This window comes from Minwuia thermotolerans, assembly GCF_002924445.1.
GTDB classification, from domain to species: domain Bacteria; phylum Pseudomonadota; class Alphaproteobacteria; order Minwuiales; family Minwuiaceae; genus Minwuia; species Minwuia thermotolerans.
In genome coordinates this window covers 146,912-164,912 of record NZ_PIGG01000034.1, presented here as the reverse complement: position 1 = coordinate 164,912, position 18,001 = coordinate 146,912, and the positions used below count along the sequence as shown (strand labels likewise).

Genomic DNA, 18,001 nt, shown 5'->3' with positions numbered 1-18,001 from the left:
GCATGAAGCCGGATCGCCTCAGGCGTAGGGTACCGCGATCTTGCCGATCTTCTCGCGGGCGATGATCATCTTCTGGATCTGCGCCGTGCCGTCGCCGATCTGCAGGCCCATGATGTCGCGCAGGCGCTGCTGGTGCGGGGTGTCCTTCGCGTAGCCCATGTGGCCGTGCAGCAGGATGCACTGGTGCACAGTCTCGAAGGCGGTCTGCGGGGCGAACCACTTGCACATCGCTGCCTCGGCCGTGTGCTTCAGGCCCTGATCGCGCAGCCACAGCGTCTGGTAGCAGAGCAGTTCGGCGGCGCGGAGCTTGGTCTCGGCCACGGCCAGCGGCTCGGTGACGCCCTGGTATTTCGCGATCGGATGGCCGAAGGCGGTGCGCTGCTGCACCCATTCCCAGGTCTCCTCCAGGGAGGCCTTCGCGCAGCCGATGACCTGCAGGCCGATCAGCGCCCGCGAATAGTCGAAGCCGGCCATCACCTCGCGGAACCCCGCACCTTCGGCGCCCAGGCGGTGCTCGTCGCTGACCCGGACATCGTCGAAGAAGACCGAGCCGCGGCCCACCGCCACCGAACCCACGTCCTCGAATGTGGAAGTGGAGACGCCGGGGGCGTCCATCGGCACCAGGAAGGCGGTGACGCCGCGCGCCCCGTCCTCCGGCGTGCCGGTCCGGGCGACGGCGATGATCCACTTCGCCTGGGCGGCGCAGGATATCGAGGTCTTCTCCCCGTTCAGGACGTAGCCCGCATTCGTGCGCTCCGCCTTGGTGACCAGATTGGCCGCGTCGGAGCCGCCGCGCGGCTCGGTCAGGCCGAGCGCGATCAGGTCCTGGCCCGAGGTGAGCCGGGGCACGCAGGCGTTCTTCATCGCCTCGGAGCCGTGGCTGGCGACGATGTCGCCCAACAGCGAGGTCAGCAGCGGCGCATAGGAGACCGACAGATCGCCCCAGCCGATCTGCTCGATCAGCATGCCCGACGTGACGCCGTCGATGCCGGAGCCGCCATATTCCATCGGCAGATCGGCGCCGAGCAGGCCGAGCGCGCCCATTTCCTCCAGCAGGCCGTCCTCGAACCCGCCTTCGGCCTCGCGCGCCTGGTAGCGCGGCTGGAGCCGGTCGGCGGCGAAGCGCCGGGCGGTGTCGCGGAACGCGCGCTGTTCCTCGGTAAAACCGAATTCCATGGCCCGGATCCTCCCCTGATCAGGCTGAATGTCGCCGTGGCCGGCGCTACTGGCCGCAATTGCTGCAGGGCGTGCCCGGCGCGGTGAAGGCGCCGCAGTTGCCGCACTTCACCAGATCGACCGCCTGGCCGTCCGATTCGGTTCCACGCCCCTTCTTCCGCGTCTTCCGCGCCGCCGGCTGGCGTCCGTCGGAGGCCCGGGAGATCATCTTGAAGCCGTAGAGCACGGCGACGATGATCGCGATAAGCAGCAATATCTTCCACAGCATGGGGCCGGACAGTACCGGCAATCGGCAGACCTGAAAACGGCCTTTCGATTCGCCATATCGCTCACGATCTGGCATGAGTATGGCTCCCGCCGAGACTGGATGAAGACAGGACGACGTTGGCCTTTCCCAAGCACTTCCTGGATGAACTGCGCGCCCGCACGAACGTCGTGGAGCTGGTCGGCCGGCGCGTCCAGTTGAAGAAGCGGGGCCGCGACCACTGGGGCTGCTGCCCCTTCCACGGCGAGAAGACCGCCTCCTTCAAGGTTTCCGAGGACCGCGACGACTATCACTGCTTCGGCTGCGGCGCCCACGGCTCGGCCTTCGACTTCGTCATGCAGATCGAGGGACTGTCCTTCCCCGAGGCGGTGGAGCGCCTGGCCGAGGCCGCCGGCATGGAAGTGCCGAAGATGCAGCCGGAGGACCGCCAGAAGGCGGACCGCATGTCGCGCCTGGCCGAGGCCAACGAGGCGGCGGCGAAATGGTTCACCGCTCAGCTTCACGGCGCGGCCGGGGCGGAGGCGCGCGCCTATCTGGAGCGCCGGGGCGTCGGCGCGAAGGCCGTCGGCGATTTCCGCCTGGGCTTTGCGCCGGACCGCAATGACGGGCTGAAGTCGGCGCTGCTTGACCGCGACTTCACCGAGGCGGAGCAGATCGAGGCCGGCCTGATCGCGAAGCCCGATGATGGCCGGGCGGCCTATGACCGTTTCCGCAACCGCCTGATGTTTCCCATCGCCGACCGCCGGGGCCGGGTCATCGCCTTCGGCGGCCGGGCGCTGGGCGAGGCGCGGGCGAAGTACCTGAACAGCCCCGAGACGCCGCTGTTCCACAAGTCCCGCGCGCTCTACAACCTGGCCATGGCGCGGGAAGCGGCGCGCGACGCCGGCACCGTGATCGTGGCCGAGGGCTACATGGACGTGATCGCGCTGGCCGAAGCCGGTTTCCGCCACGCCGTCGCGCCGCTGGGCACCGCGGTGACCGAGGAACAGATCGCCCTGCTCTGGCAGATGACCGCCGAGCCCGTGTTCTGCCTGGACGGCGACGCGGCCGGCCTGCGCGCGGCGCAACGGGCCGCCGAACGCGCGCTGCCGATCCTGAAACCGGGCAAGTCGCTGCGCTTCGCGCTGTTGCCCGAAGGCCTCGATCCCGACGACATGGTGCGCAGCCAGGGCCCGGACGCCATGCGCGAACTGCTGGGCCGGACCGCCGGCATCGCCGAGACGCTCTGGCGCGCGGCGACAGCGGACCGCGAACTGGGGACGCCCGAACGGCGCGCGGCCCTGGAGAAGGATCTCGAACGCCTGGCCTTCCAGATCGCCGACGAGACCATCCGCCGTCACTTCCTGGACGATTTCCGCGCCCGCGCCCGCGCCGCCTTCCGGCGTCCGTCAAGGCGCGACGACCGGCCCTGGCGTCCCGGGCAACCGGGCCAGCGCGGCTTTCGCCGCGAGGAGGAAGACCTGACGGCGCTGCGGGCCTCCCTGCCCGCCAACGCCGGCCGCGTGCCCGAGGAAACCATCGTCGCCGCGCTGCTGGCCTGGCCGGAACTGCTCGAGGAATTCGGCGAGCAACTGGATGCGTTGCAATTGCGCCACGATGATCTGGATCGGGCGCTCGTCATCATGCGCGACGCGGCGATGCGGCAGGCGGAGCTTGACAGCGGCGCGTTGTCACGCCATCTCCTTGCGGCTGGCTACGAACGATTGATCGCGCGCCTGAGTGCGCCGAACGCCGCTAGGCTGAGCTTCAAGAGCCGCAAGGATACTCCCTACAGCGAGATAAGGGAGCAATTCGACGCAACGCTGCACCACTATCGCATCGAGGCGGTGCAGGAGGAGTTGAATGAGGCGGTTACCATTGCCCGACGGGAACTGAGCGCCGAGGCGTTCGACCGGGTATCCGCGCTCAAGTTGGAGTTGGACCGCCTCATGGCCAGCGAGCCGACCGCAAGCGGCGTCGCCCGGGCCGAGGCGTGAACAGAAACGACAGGACACACATGGCCACCAAAGCTTCCGAGAAAGAAACCGCCGCTGCGCCCGAACAGCGCGACGGACCGCTGCTCGACGTCGCCAAGCAGGACATGAAGAAATTCATCGCCAAGGCGAAGGAGCGGGGCTACGTCACCTATGACGAGCTCAACAAGGCCCTGCCGCAGGATCAGGTTTCATCGGAGCAGATCGAGGACATCATGGCCATGCTCTCGGAAATGGGCATCAACGTCATCGAGTCCGAGGAGCAGGAAGAGCAGGCCGACGAGACCAAGCAGGAGGTCGCCACGACGTCCGGCAACTCCTCCGAGGCCGCCGAGCGCACCGACGATCCGGTGCGCATGTACCTGCGCGAGATGGGTTCGGTCGAACTGCTCTCCCGCGAAGGCGAGATCGCCATCGCCAAACGCATCGAGGCCGGCCGCGAAGCCATGATCGGCGGCCTCTGCGAAAGCCCGCTGACCATGCGCATGCTGGTCGAATGGCGCGACGAGATCGTCGCCGGCAACATGCTGCTGCGCGACGTCATCGATCTGGAAAGCACCTACGGCAAGCCCGAGGGCCCGTCGGCGAGCGACGACGATTCCGACGACGAGAACGATGGCGACGCCGAGAAGTCCGGCGCCGGGAAGTCCGGCGACGAGGCCGGGTCCGCCGAGGCGAAGACCGGCGCGCCGGCCAAGGATGCCGACAACGACAACGACGAGTCGTCCGCCTCCACCAGCGACGACGATGACGACGATTTCGACGACACCACGCTCTCGCTCGCGGCGATGGAAGAGGCGCTGAAGCCGGAGATGCTCGAGCAGTTCGACGAGATCGCGAAACTGTTCAAGCGCGTCGACCGCGCCCAGGAGAAGCGGGTCCAGGCGGCGCTGGACGGCGAGGAAGTCTCGGTTTCCTCTGACCGGCGCTATCAGAAGCTGCACGGCGAGATCGTCGAGAAGATGAAGTCGATCCGCTTCAACAATCCGCGCATCGAGATGCTGGTCGAGGAGCACTACCTGCTGAACAAGCGGCTGATGGCCGCCGACGGCAAGCTGCTGCGCCTGGCCGAGAAGCATGGCGTCGACCGCCAGGAGTTCCTCGACGCGCACTACGATTCCGAGCTGGACGAGAACTGGACCGCAGAGGTCGCCAAGAAGGGCAAGCCCTGGATGGCCTTCGCCTCCAACGAACTGGAGCGCGTCGAGGCCCTGCGCGACGAGTTCCGCATCGTCGCCGCGCTGGCCGGTCTGACCATCAGCGACTTCCGCCGCATCGTCTCCACGATCCAGCAGGGCGAGCGCGACGCCCGCCGGGCCAAGAAGGAGATGGTGGAGGCGAACCTGCGCCTGGTCATCTCCATCGCCAAGAAGTACACCAACCGCGGCCTGCAGTTCCTGGACCTGATCCAAGAAGGCAACATCGGCCTGATGAAGGCGGTGGACAAGTTCGAGTACCGCCGCGGCTACAAGTTCTCCACCTACGCCACCTGGTGGATCCGCCAGGCGATCACCCGTTCCATCGCCGACCAGGCGCGCACCATCCGCATTCCCGTGCACATGATCGAGACCATCAACAAGCTGGTCCGCACGGGCCGGCAGATGCTGCACGAGATCGGCCGCGAGCCGACCCCGGAGGAACTGGCCGAGAAGCTCGGTATGCCGCTGGAGAAGGTCCGCAAGGTGATGAAGATCGCCAAGGAGCCGATCAGCCTGGAGACGCCGATCGGCGACGAGGAAGACAGCCATCTGGGCGACTTCATCGAAGACAAGAACGCCATCCTGCCGATCGAGAGCGCGATCCACTCCAACCTGCGCGAGACCACGACCCGCGTGCTGGCCAGCCTGACCGCCCGCGAGGAACGCGTCCTGCGCATGCGCTTCGGCATCGGCATGAACACCGACCACACCCTGGAGGAGGTCGGCCAACAGTTCTCGGTCACCCGCGAGCGCATCCGCCAGATCGAGGCCAAGGCGCTGCGCAAGCTCAAGCACCCCTCGCGGTCGCGCAAGCTGCGCAGCTTCCTCGACAACTGAACCGACTGCTGACCGGCGTCCCTCCCCTCCTTGTCATGCCCGCCGCCATCCGGCGCGCGGGCATCGAGGGCCCATGGGGCTCCGGGATCCGGTTTCTGCCGATCCCCGAGTGGCGCCAAAGCCATCGGGGATGACGTCAGGACGATGCAGCCCTGAGCCGCGCCGGCGACCCATTCCCTTGCGCCCGGCAATCGGCTAGCTATCGGACTGGTTGTTCCTGGGGAGGGGAGCCTTTGGCTCATCGTCACGTGCTGGACGGCGTCACCGTCCTGGATTTCACGCAGTTCATCGCCGGTCCGGCCTGTACCCGCCTGATGGCGGAGATGGGTGCGGAGGTGATCAAGATCGAGGTCGCCCCCAACGGCGATCTCTGCCGCGTCCTGCCCGTGCTGCGGGAGGGACGCTCGGCCTATTTCGTCCAGCACAACCAGGGCAAGAAGTCGGTCTGCGTCGACCTGCGCAACCCGGACGCGATCGAGCTGCTCAAGGGGCTGATCGCCCAGGCGGACGTGGTCATCGAGAACTTCTCGCCCGGCGTGATCGGCCGCCTCGGCCTCGGCTGGGACGTGGTCCATGCGGTCAATCCGAAGGCGATCATGTGCTCGATCTCGGCCTTCGGCCAGTCGGGACCGCTGAAGGACCTGCCGGGCTTCGACTACATCGCCCAGGCCTTTTCCGGGGTGACCTCCATGATCGGCGACCCGGACGGCAAGCCGCCCCTGGCGGGACTGGCCGTCGGCGACGTCGGCACCGCCATCTCGGCGCTGGCGGCCATCAACGGCGCGCTGTTCCACCGCGAGCGCACCGGCGGGGACGGGCAGTATCTCGACATCTCGCTGGTCGATTTCTACTTCCACGCTCACGAGATCAACGTGCAGACCTATTCGATGTCGGGCGACACGCCCCATCGTTCGGGCAGCCTGCATCCGCTGGTGGCGCCGCTCGGCATCTACCAGGCGAAGACCGGCTTCATCGTCATCGTGGCCATCGGCGAGCAGTGGGAACGGCTATGCCGCGCCATGGAGCGTCCCGATCTGCGCGAGGACACGCGCTTCGCCACGCCCGAGAAGCGGCTGGAAAACCGCGAGACCCTGTCCGACCTGATCGAGGCCTGGCTGGGCGGTTTCGAATCGGACGCCGCCGCCATCGCCGCGCTGGAGAAGGCCCGGGTGCCGGTGGCGCCGGTGCTGAGCGTCGCGGAGGCGACCAACCACCCGCACCTGATCGGCCGCGGCACCGTGCGCACGATCCACGACCGCGGCGTCGGCACCTTCCGCATTCCCGGCATGCCGCTCCGCTTCTCCGACTTCCCCGGCGAACTGGAACTGACGGCGCCGTTTCTGGGCGAGCACAACACCGAGGTGCTGCAGAGCCGGCTGGGCCTCGACGACGCGCGGCTGGCCGCGCTGCGCGAAGCCGGCGTGCTGGTGGAAGCGCGGCGCTGACCGCCTCCGCCGCGCCGTCCGGTCGGGCCCGGTTGGATCGCGGCCGTCCAGCGCCTACAGTAGTGCGGCCTGCCGCGATCTGGAGTAGCTGTCATCGCCATGGGTGAATCCGAGGAGAGCGCCGACGCCTTCACCCTGAAGGTGACAGGCGACATCTCGACCGTCGCCGCCGGGGACTGGGACGCCTGTGCGGGCGGTGACAATCCCTTCGTCTGCCACGCCTTTCTGCTGGCGCTCGAGGAATCCGGCTGCGCCAGCGCCGAGGAGGGCTGGATGCCGCAGCACCTGCTGCTGGAGGATCCCGCGGGGCGGCTGGTCGGCGCGGCGCCCATGTACGTGAAATCCCACAGCCAGGGCGAGTACGTCTTCGATCACGGCTGGGCCAACGCCTTCGAGCGCGCCGGCGGGCGCTATTACCCGAAGCTGCAGATCGCCGTGCCCTTCACGCCGGCCACGGGCCCGCGCCTGCTGGTCCGCGCGGGCGAGGATCACGCCCATGTCGTGCGCATGCTGCTGCAGGGGGCGGTGCGCGTGGCCGAGCAGTTCGACGTCTCCAGCCTGCACGTCACCTACCCCACCGAAGCCGAGGCGGAGATCGGCCGCGAGTTCGGCCTGCTCCACCGCACCGGCGAGCAGTTCCACTGGTTCAACGAGGGCTACGCGGATTTCGACGCCTTCCTCGCCGCGCTTTCGTCACGCAAGCGCAAGGCCATCCGCAAGGAGCGCCGCGAGGCGCTCGCCAACGGCATCGAGGTCGAGGAAGTCACCGGCGACGCCCTGAGCGAGGATCACTGGGACGCGTTCTACGCGTTCTACATGGACACCGGCAGCCGCAAGTGGGGCCGGCCCTATCTCAACCGGCGCTTCTTCTCGCTGCTGGGCGAGCGGCTGGGCGACCGCGTCGTGCTGATGCTGGCGAAGCGCGAAGGCCGCTACATCGCCGGCGCCCTCAATCTCGCCGGGACCCGGGCGCTCTACGGCCGCTACTGGGGCTGCGTCGAGGACCACCGCTTCCTGCACTTCGAGCTCTGCTACTACCGCGCCATCGACTGGGCCATCCGCCACGGGCTCCAGCGCGTCGAGGCGGGCGCGCAGGGGCCGCACAAGCTGGCCCGCGGCTACCTGCCGGTGACGACGCACTCGGTGCACTGGATCGCCGATCCCGGCTTCCGCCGCGCGGTCGCCGAGTATCTGGAGCACGAACGCCGCGAGGTGGAGCGGGAGATGGACTATCTCGGCGAGCTCTCGCCCTTCCGCAAGGATGGCCCCCACAAGCCGGACGAAGACGCGATCTGAAGGTCGAAGCCTCCCGCGCCCCTATTCCCGCGGCTTGACGGTCAGCTTGATCTCGATTTCGCCGGCCTGCTCGAAGATGAGTGTGACGGGAATGCGGTCGCCGGCTTCCACCTTCTGCGTCAGGCCCATGATCATCAGGTGCAGCCCGCCGGGTTCGAGTTCCGCGCCGCCGAAGGGATTGATCTCGACCGCCTCCACGGGCCGCATGCGCATCACGCCGTCGACCTCCGAGTGGCCATGCAGTTCCACCCGGTCGGCCTGCGCCGAGCGTGCGCCGACCAGCCGGTCAGGCGTCTCCTTCATCGAAATGATCTCGAAATAGCCCGCCATGACCTTCGCCATGCCGATCGGCGCGGGCGTCCATGGATCGGCGATATGGATGCCGCCCTTCTCGTAGTCGTGGGCCAGGGCCGGGCCGCAGAGCAACAGGACAATGACAAGCAGGAAGCGGCGCGGCATGTTCTCGAACTCCTCGAAGGCTGCAGGCGCTGCTTCACTAGCCCAGGCGGCGGGCGGTGCGAAGGCGGCGCGGCGTCGCTCCCCCCGGCGCATGCGCTTCGGCCGCGGTAATGGTAGGATTCCGCCGCCGCCAGGGAGAGCCGTTCATGAAGATCGCCGCAGGTCCCGTCATCGGACCGATCGAGGACTTCGGCGTCCCCGGCGCCTTCGAGGCGCTGGAAATGCGGCCGGGGGCCGTCATCACCCATCTGGCGCTGCGCTATCAGGGCTACAGCGAAACGGTCTCGAGCTTGTCCGTCGATCGCATGCCGGCGGCGCTGTTCTTCCCCGTCATCGTCAATTTCGGCTCCCGCTTCGTCATCCATCCGGCCGACGAGGACGCGGCCGCGCGGGCCCATGACAGCTTCGCCGCCGGCCTGATCGACCGCTTCACGACTGTCCGCTTCCAGGAGCGGGCGGCCTGCATGCAGGCCGATTTCTCCCCTTTCGGCGCGCGCGCCTTCTTCGGCCGCCCCCTGCACGAGCTGACCGGCCAGGTCGCGGCGCTGGAGGATGTGATCGGCCCATCGGCGCGGGAGCTGGAAGACCGCCTGCGCGCGGCGCGCGACTGGCCCGCGCGCTTCCGTCTGCTGGATGGCTTCGTCCGCGACCGGCTGGCCCGCGCCGAGGCGCCCCGGGGCGAGGTCGTCCACGCCTGGCGGCTGATCTGCGAAAGCGCCGGCGGTGTCCGCATCGGCGACGTTGCCCGCGAGGTCGGCTGGAGCCGACGCCACCTGATTCAGACCTTCCACGAAGCGGTCGGCCACCGGCCGAAGACCGTCGCCGGCATCCTGCGTTTCCAGCACGCGCTGCGTCTGGCGCATCGAAACGGCTTCGACTGGGCGGCCACCGCCTACGACGCCGGCTATGCCGATCAGGCGCATCTCGTGCGCAGCTTCGGCCGCTTCGCCGGCCTGAGTCCGACGGCCTATGTCAGGTCAAATTCGTTCAATATGCGCCAGCCCGAAGTCGGCATGCTCGACGGAACGCAATCGAACGGAGGACCGTCATGAGCGCCGATATCGAGCCGCCCCGCATCTACGCCACCCGCCGCTACCGCGACACGCGCAGCATGATCGACTGGCTGGAACAGGCCTTCGGCTTCCAGCGTCACTTCATCGTCGACGGCGAGGACGGCGGCGTCGCCCACGCACAGATCGCCTTCGGCTCCGCCATGATGATGATGGGCGATCACCGCGACGACGACTTCTCGAAGAAGGTGGGCGCGCCCGGCGGAGACGCCGGCGGCCAGTCCGTCTACATCGCCGTCGACGACGCGGATGCGCTGTACGAGCGGGCGAAGGCGGCCGGCGCCGCGATCGAGCGGGAGATCGCCGACACCCCCTATGGCAGCCGCGAATTCGGCTGCCGGGATCCGGAGGGCCAGCTGTGGAACTTCGGCACCTACTGGCCCAGGGCCCACGAGGCGCCCGAACACCCGTGACGCGGTGCCGAGCCATCTTGACATTTGCGCGTCCCCGCCAAATAGTACGCTAACGTACTAAATTGGAACCTGGGGAGGTTCGCCATGCGCCGAGACCGGCAGCTTGAACTGATGCGCCGTCTGATGAAGTACCTTGACGAGGGCTCGACGGCGAAGAAGGAGCGGATGTTCCGCAACCCGATGTCGGCCTATGCCGACCCGGAACGGCACAAGCGCGAGCGCCAGGTCTTCTTCCGCGACCGCCCCGTGCTGCTGGGCCTCACCGGCCGCATCCCCAATCCCGGCGACTATGTCACCGACGCCGTCGACGGCGTGCCGCTGATCCTGGTGCGCGACAGGCAGGGCGTCGCCCGCTGCTTCGTGAACGTCTGCCGCCACCGCGGCGCACGCCTTGTCGAGGGCGAGGGCTGCGGGCTGAAGATGTTCTCCTGCCCCTACCACGCCTGGAGCTACACCCTGGAAGGCCGGCTGAAGGGCATTCCCGACGCGCGCAGCTTCGACGAGGTGGACAAGGCCGAACACGGTCTGATCGACATCCCCGTCCGCGAATCCCATGGCCTGATCTGGGCCGGGCCGATCAACCGCGACGCGCCGGTTTCCGACAGGGATCCGCTGGGGCCGCTGGAGGGCGAGATCGAGGAATGGGGCTTCGAGAGCTACGTCTTCTATGACACCATCCGGATCGTCAGGCCGATGAACTGGAAGTTCGTGATGGATACCTTCATGGAGGGCTATCACATCTCGGCGCTGCACAAGAACACGATCGACCCGATCATCCATACCAACCTGTCGACCTTCGACGCCTATGACGACCACCACCGCATGGTGATCGCGCGCAAGACCTTCGACGAACTGCGCGGCAGGCCCGAAGAGCAGGTCGATCTGATTCCCTATGCCGGCTTCATCTACAGCCTGTTCCCGCAGGCCATGCTGATCATCCAGGGTGCGGCGAACGTGGAACTCTGGCGGGTCTCGCCGACGGGCGACAACCCGGGCGAGTGCCAGATCGAGATGACCTCCTACATCCCCGAAGCGCCGAAGTCTGAGAAGGCGGACAATTTCTGGCGCAAGAACTTCGACCTCGCCATCAAGACGGTCGAGGCGGAGGACTTCACCCTCGGCGCGACCATTCAGGAGAATGCCGCCGCGCGCCTTCAGAAGGAAGTCATATACGGCAAGAACGAGCCGTCGCTGACCCACTACCACTCCGGCATTCGCCGCCACCTGGGTCTGGACAGCCTGCCCGGCATGGAGGACTGAAAAGCGGTATGCGTCACGAAGATCAGATCCAGATGGTCCGGCGTGTCATGCGGCACGTCGAGGAAGGCACGACCTCCTACGCTCCCGGGGTCCACCGCAACCCGATCTCCGCCTATACCGACCCGGAACGTTTCAGGCGCGAGCAGGAGACCGTATTCCGCAAGTGGCCGGTGCTGATCGGCATGAGCAACCTGGTGGCGGAGCCCGGCGACTACGTGACCGAGGACATCGCCGGCATCCCGGCGATCATCGTGCGCGACAGGCAGGGCAAGGTCCGCGCCTTCCGGAACGTCTGCCGCCACCGCGGCGCGCGGCTGGTCGAGGGCGAGGGCTGCGGACTGAAGATGTTCTCCTGCCCCTATCACGCCTGGACCTACACGCTGGACGGACGGCTGAAAGGCATCCCGGACGCGAAGAGCTTCGACGAGGTGGACAGGGCGGAGCAGGGCCTGTTCGAGATGACCGCCATCGAGAAGTACGGACTGATCTTCGTCCAGCCCGAGGGCGAGCCGGTCGACATCGACGAGGCGCTGGGCGGCATGCAGCGGGATCTGGAGTCCTACGGCTTCGAAAGCTTCCACCCCTATCGCCACCTGACCATCCGGCGGAAGTTCAACTGGAAGCTCAGCCCCGAGACCTTCATGGAAGGCTACCATCTGCAGTACCTGCACAAGGACACCGTGGGGCCGATTTTCTTTTCCAACCTGATGCCGTTCGACGAATTCGGCCGCAATTCGCGCCTGGTGGTGCCGCGGCGGCGGATCATGGAACTGAAGGACCGGCCGGAGGACGACTGGAAGCTGATCCCGGAGACGGCGATCGTCTACACCTTCTTCCCCAACGTGACCTTCATCATGCAGGCCGGACATGTGGAGATGTGGCGTTCCTACCCGGATGGGGCGCCGGACCGCGCCCGCGTCGAGGTTTCCGTCTACACCCCGCAAAAGGTCGAAACCGAGAAGGCGAAGGCCTATTACGAGAAGAATATCGACCTGGCGATCGCCACGGTCGACGAGGAGGATTTCCCGCTGAGCGAGGGTATCCAGGCGGGCCACATGGCGGCGATGCAGGATCACGTGACCTATGGCCGGAACGAGCCGGCCCTGATCCACTACTGCACCACGATGGAAGCCGCGATCGCCTGACTCGCCGCTGTCGACGGGCCGGGGCAGGGCCGGTTAGGCTTTGCGAATGGACAGAGAAAAGTTCCGCAAGCTGCTGGAAGAGCGCCGCCAGGCGCTGACCGAGCTGCGCGACATGTCGGCCGAGTCCCGGCGCGCCGTGGAACTCGACCAGAGCAAGGTCGGACGCCTCAGCCGCATGGACGCGATGCAGCAGCAGGAAATGGCCAAGGCCTCCGAACAGACCCGGATCCGCGAGATCCAGCGCATCGACGCTGCGCTCAGGCGGATCGCCGACGGCGACTACGGCTACTGCACGGAGTGCGACGAGGAGATCGCCGAAAAGCGGCTCATGATCGACCCCGCCGCCGCCCGCTGCATCGACTGCGCGGAGCTGGCCTAGAGCATTCCATGAAAAATTATTGGAATCGCTTTGGCGTCCTGGGGCTTGACCCCCAGGACGCGATCCTGCGGCTCGCTGGGCCCTTGGATCGAGTCCAAGGGCGACAGCGTCGGGATGACACCGTCAACCAGTCTCACCCGAACCTGCCCGACTTGTTGAACCCGCGCGGCGGCAGACGGCCGGCGGAGGCGCGCTTGCCCAGCCAGCCCATCAGGTCGTCTTCGCGCATCACCCGGCCCGAGGCCGTGGTCCAGGTCAGCCCGTCCGCCTTCGCGAAGCACTTGATGTCGGCCAGGCCGCCGTCGCGGTAGCGCTGCAGCATCACGCCCTTGCCGCGGGTCATCTCGGGCAGTTCCTCCAGCGGGAAGACCAGCAGCTTCCGGTTCTCGCCGATCACCGCGACCATGTCGCTCTCGGCCGGAACGGGAACGGCGCATTTCGCCTCCTCGCCGGCACCGACGTTCAGCACCTGCTTGCCGTTGCGGGTCGAGGCCAGCACCTCGTCCTCGGCGAAGACGAAACCGCGGCCGGCGTCGGAGGCGATCAGGCGCTTGCGGCCCGGCTTGTGGACGAACAGGTCGACGATGTCATGCTCGTTGTCCATGTCGACCATCAGGCGGATCGGCTCGCCATGGCCGCGCCCGCCGGGCAGCCGGTCGCAGGGCAGGGTGAAGATGCGGCCGTTGGTGGCCACCACCAGCAGCCGGTCCGTGGTCTGCGCCTGGATGACGAAACGGCTGCGGTCGCCTTCCTTGAACTTGAGCTCGCTGCCGGGATCGATATGGCCGCGCGCCGCACGGATCCAGCCCTTTTCGGAGCAGATCACGGTGATCGGCTCCTTCTCGACCAGGATCTCCTCGGCCGCCTGCGCCAGTTCCTCCGACGGCGCTTCGGCGAAGCCGGTGCGGCGCAGCCCCAGATCCGGGCGCTCCGTCAGCCATTTCCGGAGTTCGCGGATCTGGCCGGCGATCGTCTTCCAGCGCCGCTTCTCGTCGGCCAGCAGCGCCTCCAGATCGGCCTGCTCGGCGGTCAGCGCCTCGTGTTCCTTGCGGAGCTCAAGCTCCTCCAGCTTGCGGAGCTGACGCAGACGCATGTCCAGAATCGCCTGGGCCTGGCGCTCGGTCAGTTCGAAGCGGCTGATGAGGACCTCTTTCGGCCGGTCCTCGGTGCGGATGATGCGGATCACCTCGTCCAGGTTGAGGAAAGCGACGAGATAGCCGCCCAGCACCTCGAGACGGTCGGCGATCTTGGCCAGCCGGTGCCGGGTGCGGCGTTCCAGCACCACGTGGCGGTGGTCGAGGAAGGCGACGAGCGCCTCCTTCAGCGACATCACCCGGGGCGTGCGAGTGGCGTCGAGGACGTTCATGTTGAGGCCGAAGCGGACCTCCAGATCGGTCTGACGGAACAGCTGCTCCATCAGCGCGTCGGCATCGACGGTGCGCGCACGGGGCTCCAGCACCAGGCGCACGTCGTCGGCCGATTCGTCGCGCACGTCCGCCAGCGCCGGCAGCTTCCGGTCGTTGATCAGGCCAGCGATCTTCTCGACCAGCTTGCCCTTCTGGACCTGGTAGGGCAGTTCGTGGACCACGATCTGGTAGCCGCCGCGGCCGGTCTCTTCCTTCTCCCAGCGCGCCCGGAGCCTCAGGCTGCCGCGGCCGGTCTCGTAGGCCTCGACGATCCTCGCCCGGTCCTCGGTCAGGATGCCGCCGGTGGGAAAGTCCGGTCCCGGCACGTGCTCCATCAGTTCGGCGACGCTGGCCGAGGGCTTGCGGATCAGCAGTTCCAGCGCCTCGCAGAGCTCGGTGGCGTTGTGGGGCGGGATGTTGGTGGCCATGCCCACTGCGATGCCGGAGGCGCCGTTGGCCAGCAGGTTCGGAAAGGCCGACGGCAGGACGATCGGCTCGGATTCCTCACCGTCATAGGTGGGCTGGAAGTCGACGGCGTCCTCATCGATACCCTCCAGCAGCCGCTCGGCGATCTCCGTCAGCCGCGCTTCGGTGTAGCGCATGGCCGCGGCATTGTCGCCGTCGACATTGCCGAAGTTCCCCTGCCCCTCCACCAGCGGATAGCGCACCGCGAAGTCCTGCGCCAGGCGGACCAGCGCATCGTAGATCGCCGAATCGCCATGCGGGTGGAACTTGCCCATCACGTCGCCGACGATGCGCGCGCACTTCTTGAACCCGGCGTCCGGGTCGAGGCGCAGCAGCCGCATCGCATAGAGCAGTCGCCGATGCACCGGTTTCAACCCGTCGCGCACGTCGGGCAGCGAACGGGAGACGATCGTGGAGAGCGCGTAGGCCAGATAGCGCTCGCTCAGCGCTTCGCCGAGGGGGACGGGCTGGATGTTCTCGCGTTCTGGAGGGGTCTGTTCAGTCATGGGTTCAAATCACCAGATGTTGTGATCTCACGCAACAGGATCTCCACAAATCGTCCTCTGACAGCCGGCATCCCCTTGCTTTCATGGCTGAAGACGTGCCGCTCCAGGAAGTGGCCGGTGAGCTGTGCGGCGTCGGCGAGATCCGTCCGGGGATGATTCGCAATCGGGCGGCCTCTTTCGCCCACCAGAAAGCGCGGCAGGGGCAACAGCTTCTCCCGCCAGGGCGCGCCCGCCTCGAGCGAGACGGCGCGGCCGGACTTCGGCGAGACGTAGCCAAGGTTCTCCCGCCGCCCGTCGCCGGCGCACTTCTCCAGGTCCAGTCCGAAACCGAGTTCGGCCAGAAATCCCAGTTCCCAGGCGAAATAGGCCTCCGCCCAGTCATCGGTCGCCGCAGCCAGCGCATCGAACAGCACGGCGGTGGCGTTGTAGAGCGCCGGATGCGCCTCCCGCTCCATCAGGCCCTGGTCGAGCAGGGCGCAGGCGCTGGAGAGCGCCGCCAGGCGCGCCGCGTCGTCCATGATGAAACCGGCCCGGGACATCGCGGGCTCCACATGGACCGTCCCCAGATGATCGGCGATGCGGGCGCGCCAGCTCGCCCGGACCTCGTTGCCCGGCATGACGACGCCGCGAAGGCGCCTGGAGCCGGCGCCGCGCAACAGCCCCGCATGACGCCCCCGCTCCCGCGTCAGCAGGGAGACGATGGCCGACGTTTCGCCGTGCCGGCGGGTCGAGAGCACGATGGCCTGATCGGTCCATTCCAAGGCTTCAGACCACCTCGATCCGGGCGCTGGCGCTGCTGCGTGCGTTGTAGTCGGAAATCCAGATCACCTCGATCAGGCCGGAGTCCACCGCCTTCAGGTGAAAGCTGAGATAGGGGTTGGCCGAGACCGAGCTGAACCAGTCGGCGCTGAAGACCTCGACGCCGTTGTAGAAGGCCGTGACCGCCTGGAGGATGTGGCGCGGATGCACGATCAGGTTGCCGGCGTCGAAACGCACGCCCGGCTCCATCGGATGCCGCGCCAGGGTGCGCACCATGAACACCTCGCCGCGGCGGACGCGCTCGGGCACGTGGATGCGCCGGTCCGTCCCCGCCATCAGCCGCAGGCCCCCGCCAGCACTTCGACGCGCTTGCGCACCAGCCCGGCGCGGCCATCGGCCATCTCGGCGACGACGACGACCTCGGAGCTCTGGCGCATGCGCATGCGCATCTCGGTCCGCGCGCTGCCGTTCCACGGCCCGTAGCGGTAGCGCGCGACCTCGGGAAAGGGATTGTCGATGACGAAGATGTGGACCACCGCCGGGTAGTCCGAGCCCTCCATCGCGCAGTTCACGTCGAAGGCGAGCGGCACCGATTCGCCGTTCTCGGCGATGCCGCCCAGGTCCAGTTCGATCAGGTCCGGCGCCGGCTCGCGGCCGCGCAGCACGCGGGCGACCATGCGCTCGGCATAGTCGGGATCGGGCGGCGTCGGAAAGGTCTGGCGAAAGCGGGCCAGCCGGTTGCGCACACTCTCGGCGAGCGCCGCCGGGGCGCTCCCGAGCGTCAGCAACCCGGCCGCCCAGCCCAGCAGGCGCCGCCGGCTCGTGCCGGTTTCTCTGCTCTCACCGGGTTTCATCGGCGGGCGCGTCCTCCGTCAGGGTGAGCAGATAGGCTATCACGTCCTCGATCTCCCTCGCGCTCAATATGGGTTGACCGGCCCGGTCGCGGCGGACGCCGCGCAACCCCTCGACCCGATGGAAGGGCGGCATCACCGTCGCCCGGTTGACCCGGGTCGAATCCACCAGCCGGAGACGCAGTTCGCCGGCCGAGAAGACGGCGCCGACGCCATGCAGCGGCGGGCCGATGGTGCCGTGGAACGGCTCCTCGGGGATGGGCGCGGCATGACAGGCCAGGCAGTTGCCGCGGCGGCCGGCGACCACCGCCCGGCCCCGCTCCGCGTCGCCCGCCAGGCCGCAGAGCGGCCGCTCGATCACACCGCCCTCGCTGACCTCGTAGGCCGCGACGGGATGGCCGCAGGCCGCGGCGGGCCGACTCGCGAAGGCGATCACGAACAGCGGCGCGAGCACGATCGGGACGCAAACGGAACGATGAAGGTTTGACAGGATGACGCAGCGTCCCCCACTATTTCTTCCATTGGAGATTGATTAACGGGTCGAAACAAGCTGCCGCCAAGGCGAGTCCCGCGACAATCACCTGCCAACAACAGAGAAGCAGGCGCCGGAAAAAACAAGGGCGCTCAACGGGAGGTAACATGACCACGCTCAAGATCAACGGGGCGACCAAATCGGTCGACGTCCCCGCGGATACCCCCTTGCTGTGGGTGATCCGGGAACATCTGCGCATGACGGGCACGAAATTCGGTTGCGGCAAGGGGCTCTGCGGCGCCTGCACCGTCCATATCGACGGCGTCGCGACGCGGAGCTGCGTCACGCCGGTCGAAGCTGCGGAGGGGGTGGAGATCACGACCATCGAGGGCCTGGACCCGAACGGCCAGCATCCCGTCCAGAAGGCCTGGATCGCCGAACAGGCGCCGCAATGCGGCTATTGCCAGTCGGGCCAGATCATGACGGCCGCCGCCTTCCTCGCCGAGAACAGGAATCCCAGCGAGGACGACATCGTCAACGCCATGACCGGCAATCTGTGCCGCTGCATGGCCTACACGCGTATCAAGAAGGCCGTGGCGCGCGCCGCGGCCGACATGGCGTGAGG

The 18,001-nt window shown here is 67.6% G+C and carries 18 protein-coding genes; 10 read left to right on the top strand and 8 right to left on the bottom strand.

The genetic code is table 11. The features are described from left to right. Window positions 1-18: 18 nt before the first annotated feature. Window positions 19-1,176: an acyl-CoA dehydrogenase family protein gene (locus CWC60_RS11470; RefSeq protein WP_109794135.1), complete on the bottom strand. Its 1,158-nt coding sequence runs from the start codon at window positions 1,174-1,176 to the stop codon at window positions 19-21. Window positions 1,177-1,222: 46 nt separating this feature from the next. Continuing rightward, a complete protein-coding gene (locus CWC60_RS11465; RefSeq protein ID WP_109794134.1) occupies window positions 1,223-1,519 on the bottom strand; it encodes a 50S ribosomal protein L32 in 297 nt (98 codons plus the stop codon). A gap of 41 nt (window positions 1,520-1,560) precedes the next feature. Between CWC60_RS11465 and dnaG the strand changes: the two genes are divergently transcribed. From dnaG to CWC60_RS11445, 4 genes are all read left to right on the top strand, one after another. Continuing rightward, window positions 1,561-3,417, top strand: coding sequence for a DNA primase (dnaG, locus tag CWC60_RS11460; RefSeq protein ID WP_164516499.1), 1,857 nt, complete (start codon window positions 1,561-1,563; stop codon window positions 3,415-3,417). 20 nt (window positions 3,418-3,437) lie between these two features. Next, entirely contained in the window at window positions 3,438-5,450 is a 2,013-nt protein-coding gene (gene rpoD, locus CWC60_RS11455) for an RNA polymerase sigma factor RpoD (RefSeq protein ID WP_109794132.1), read from the top strand. Between the two features lie 233 nt (window positions 5,451-5,683). Further along, a complete protein-coding gene (locus tag CWC60_RS11450; protein WP_164516498.1) occupies window positions 5,684-6,895 on the top strand; it encodes a CaiB/BaiF CoA transferase family protein in 1,212 nt (403 codons plus the stop codon). A gap of 99 nt (window positions 6,896-6,994) precedes the next feature. After that, window positions 6,995-8,191: a GNAT family N-acetyltransferase gene (locus tag CWC60_RS11445; protein ID WP_109794130.1), complete on the top strand. Its 1,197-nt coding sequence runs from the start codon at window positions 6,995-6,997 to the stop codon at window positions 8,189-8,191. A gap of 21 nt (window positions 8,192-8,212) precedes the next feature. On the opposite strand, the gene CWC60_RS11440 is transcribed toward CWC60_RS11445, so the two are convergent. Then, complete coding sequence (locus CWC60_RS11440) at window positions 8,213-8,650, bottom strand: copper chaperone PCu(A)C (RefSeq protein ID WP_164516497.1); 438 nt, start codon at window positions 8,648-8,650, stop codon at window positions 8,213-8,215. 146 nt (window positions 8,651-8,796) lie between these two features. On the opposite strand from CWC60_RS11440, the gene CWC60_RS11435 reads away from it, so the two are divergent. The 5 genes from CWC60_RS11435 (at window position 8,797) to CWC60_RS11415 (ending at window position 12,917) form a co-directional block, all read left to right on the top strand. Beyond that, the gene (locus CWC60_RS11435) at window positions 8,797-9,702 is read left to right on the top strand and encodes a helix-turn-helix domain-containing protein (protein WP_109794128.1); all 906 of its coding nucleotides are present in this window, start codon (window positions 8,797-8,799) and stop codon (window positions 9,700-9,702) included. Beyond that, entirely contained in the window at window positions 9,699-10,133 is a 435-nt protein-coding gene (locus tag CWC60_RS11430; protein WP_109794127.1) for a VOC family protein, read from the top strand. Before CWC60_RS11435 ends, CWC60_RS11430 begins: the two co-directional genes overlap by 4 nt. Before the next feature lie 84 nt (window positions 10,134-10,217). Next, a complete protein-coding gene (locus CWC60_RS11425) occupies window positions 10,218-11,393 on the top strand; it encodes an aromatic ring-hydroxylating oxygenase subunit alpha (protein ID WP_109794126.1) in 1,176 nt (391 codons plus the stop codon). A gap of 8 nt (window positions 11,394-11,401) precedes the next feature. Then, window positions 11,402-12,538 (top strand): aromatic ring-hydroxylating oxygenase subunit alpha, encoded by a 1,137-nt coding sequence (locus CWC60_RS11420; protein WP_109794125.1) that lies wholly within the window; start codon window positions 11,402-11,404, stop codon window positions 12,536-12,538. A 46-nt stretch (window positions 12,539-12,584) separates the two neighbouring features. Continuing rightward, complete coding sequence (locus CWC60_RS11415; protein WP_109794124.1) at window positions 12,585-12,917, top strand: TraR/DksA family transcriptional regulator; 333 nt, start codon at window positions 12,585-12,587, stop codon at window positions 12,915-12,917. A 133-nt stretch (window positions 12,918-13,050) separates the two neighbouring features. Here the strand turns inward: CWC60_RS11415 and parC are convergent, their stop codons facing one another. Genes parC through soxX form a run of 5 tightly spaced genes read right to left on the bottom strand, consistent with a single transcriptional unit; the run spans window position 13,051 to window position 17,358 of the window. Continuing rightward, window positions 13,051-15,294, bottom strand: coding sequence for a DNA topoisomerase IV subunit A (gene parC, locus CWC60_RS11410; RefSeq protein ID WP_109794123.1), 2,244 nt, complete (start codon window positions 15,292-15,294; stop codon window positions 13,051-13,053). Then, window positions 15,291-16,055 carry a DNA repair protein RecO gene (recO, locus tag CWC60_RS11405; RefSeq protein ID WP_109794122.1) on the bottom strand — a complete coding sequence of 255 codons (765 nt, stop codon included), beginning with the start codon at window positions 16,053-16,055 and terminating at the stop codon, window positions 15,291-15,293. Before recO ends, parC begins: the two co-directional genes overlap by 4 nt. A gap of 4 nt (window positions 16,056-16,059) precedes the next feature. Then, window positions 16,060-16,389, bottom strand: a complete 330-nt coding sequence (locus CWC60_RS11400; protein WP_109794121.1) for a thiosulfate oxidation carrier complex protein SoxZ — start codon at window positions 16,387-16,389, stop codon at window positions 16,060-16,062. After that, window positions 16,389-16,907 (bottom strand): thiosulfate oxidation carrier protein SoxY, encoded by a 519-nt coding sequence (locus tag CWC60_RS11395; protein WP_109794120.1) that lies wholly within the window; start codon window positions 16,905-16,907, stop codon window positions 16,389-16,391. The genes CWC60_RS11400 and CWC60_RS11395 overlap by 1 nt, the downstream gene beginning before the upstream one ends. Further along, on the bottom strand, window positions 16,894-17,358 hold the full coding sequence (gene soxX / locus CWC60_RS11390) for a sulfur oxidation c-type cytochrome SoxX (RefSeq protein WP_164516496.1): 465 nt from the start codon (window positions 17,356-17,358) through the stop codon (window positions 16,894-16,896). Before soxX ends, CWC60_RS11395 begins: the two co-directional genes overlap by 14 nt. A 185-nt stretch (window positions 17,359-17,543) precedes the next feature. Between soxX and CWC60_RS11385 the strand changes: the two genes are divergently transcribed. Further along, window positions 17,544-17,999, top strand: a complete 456-nt coding sequence (locus tag CWC60_RS11385) for a (2Fe-2S)-binding protein (protein WP_109794118.1) — start codon at window positions 17,544-17,546, stop codon at window positions 17,997-17,999. The last annotated feature ends 2 nt before the right edge of the window (window positions 18,000-18,001 follow it).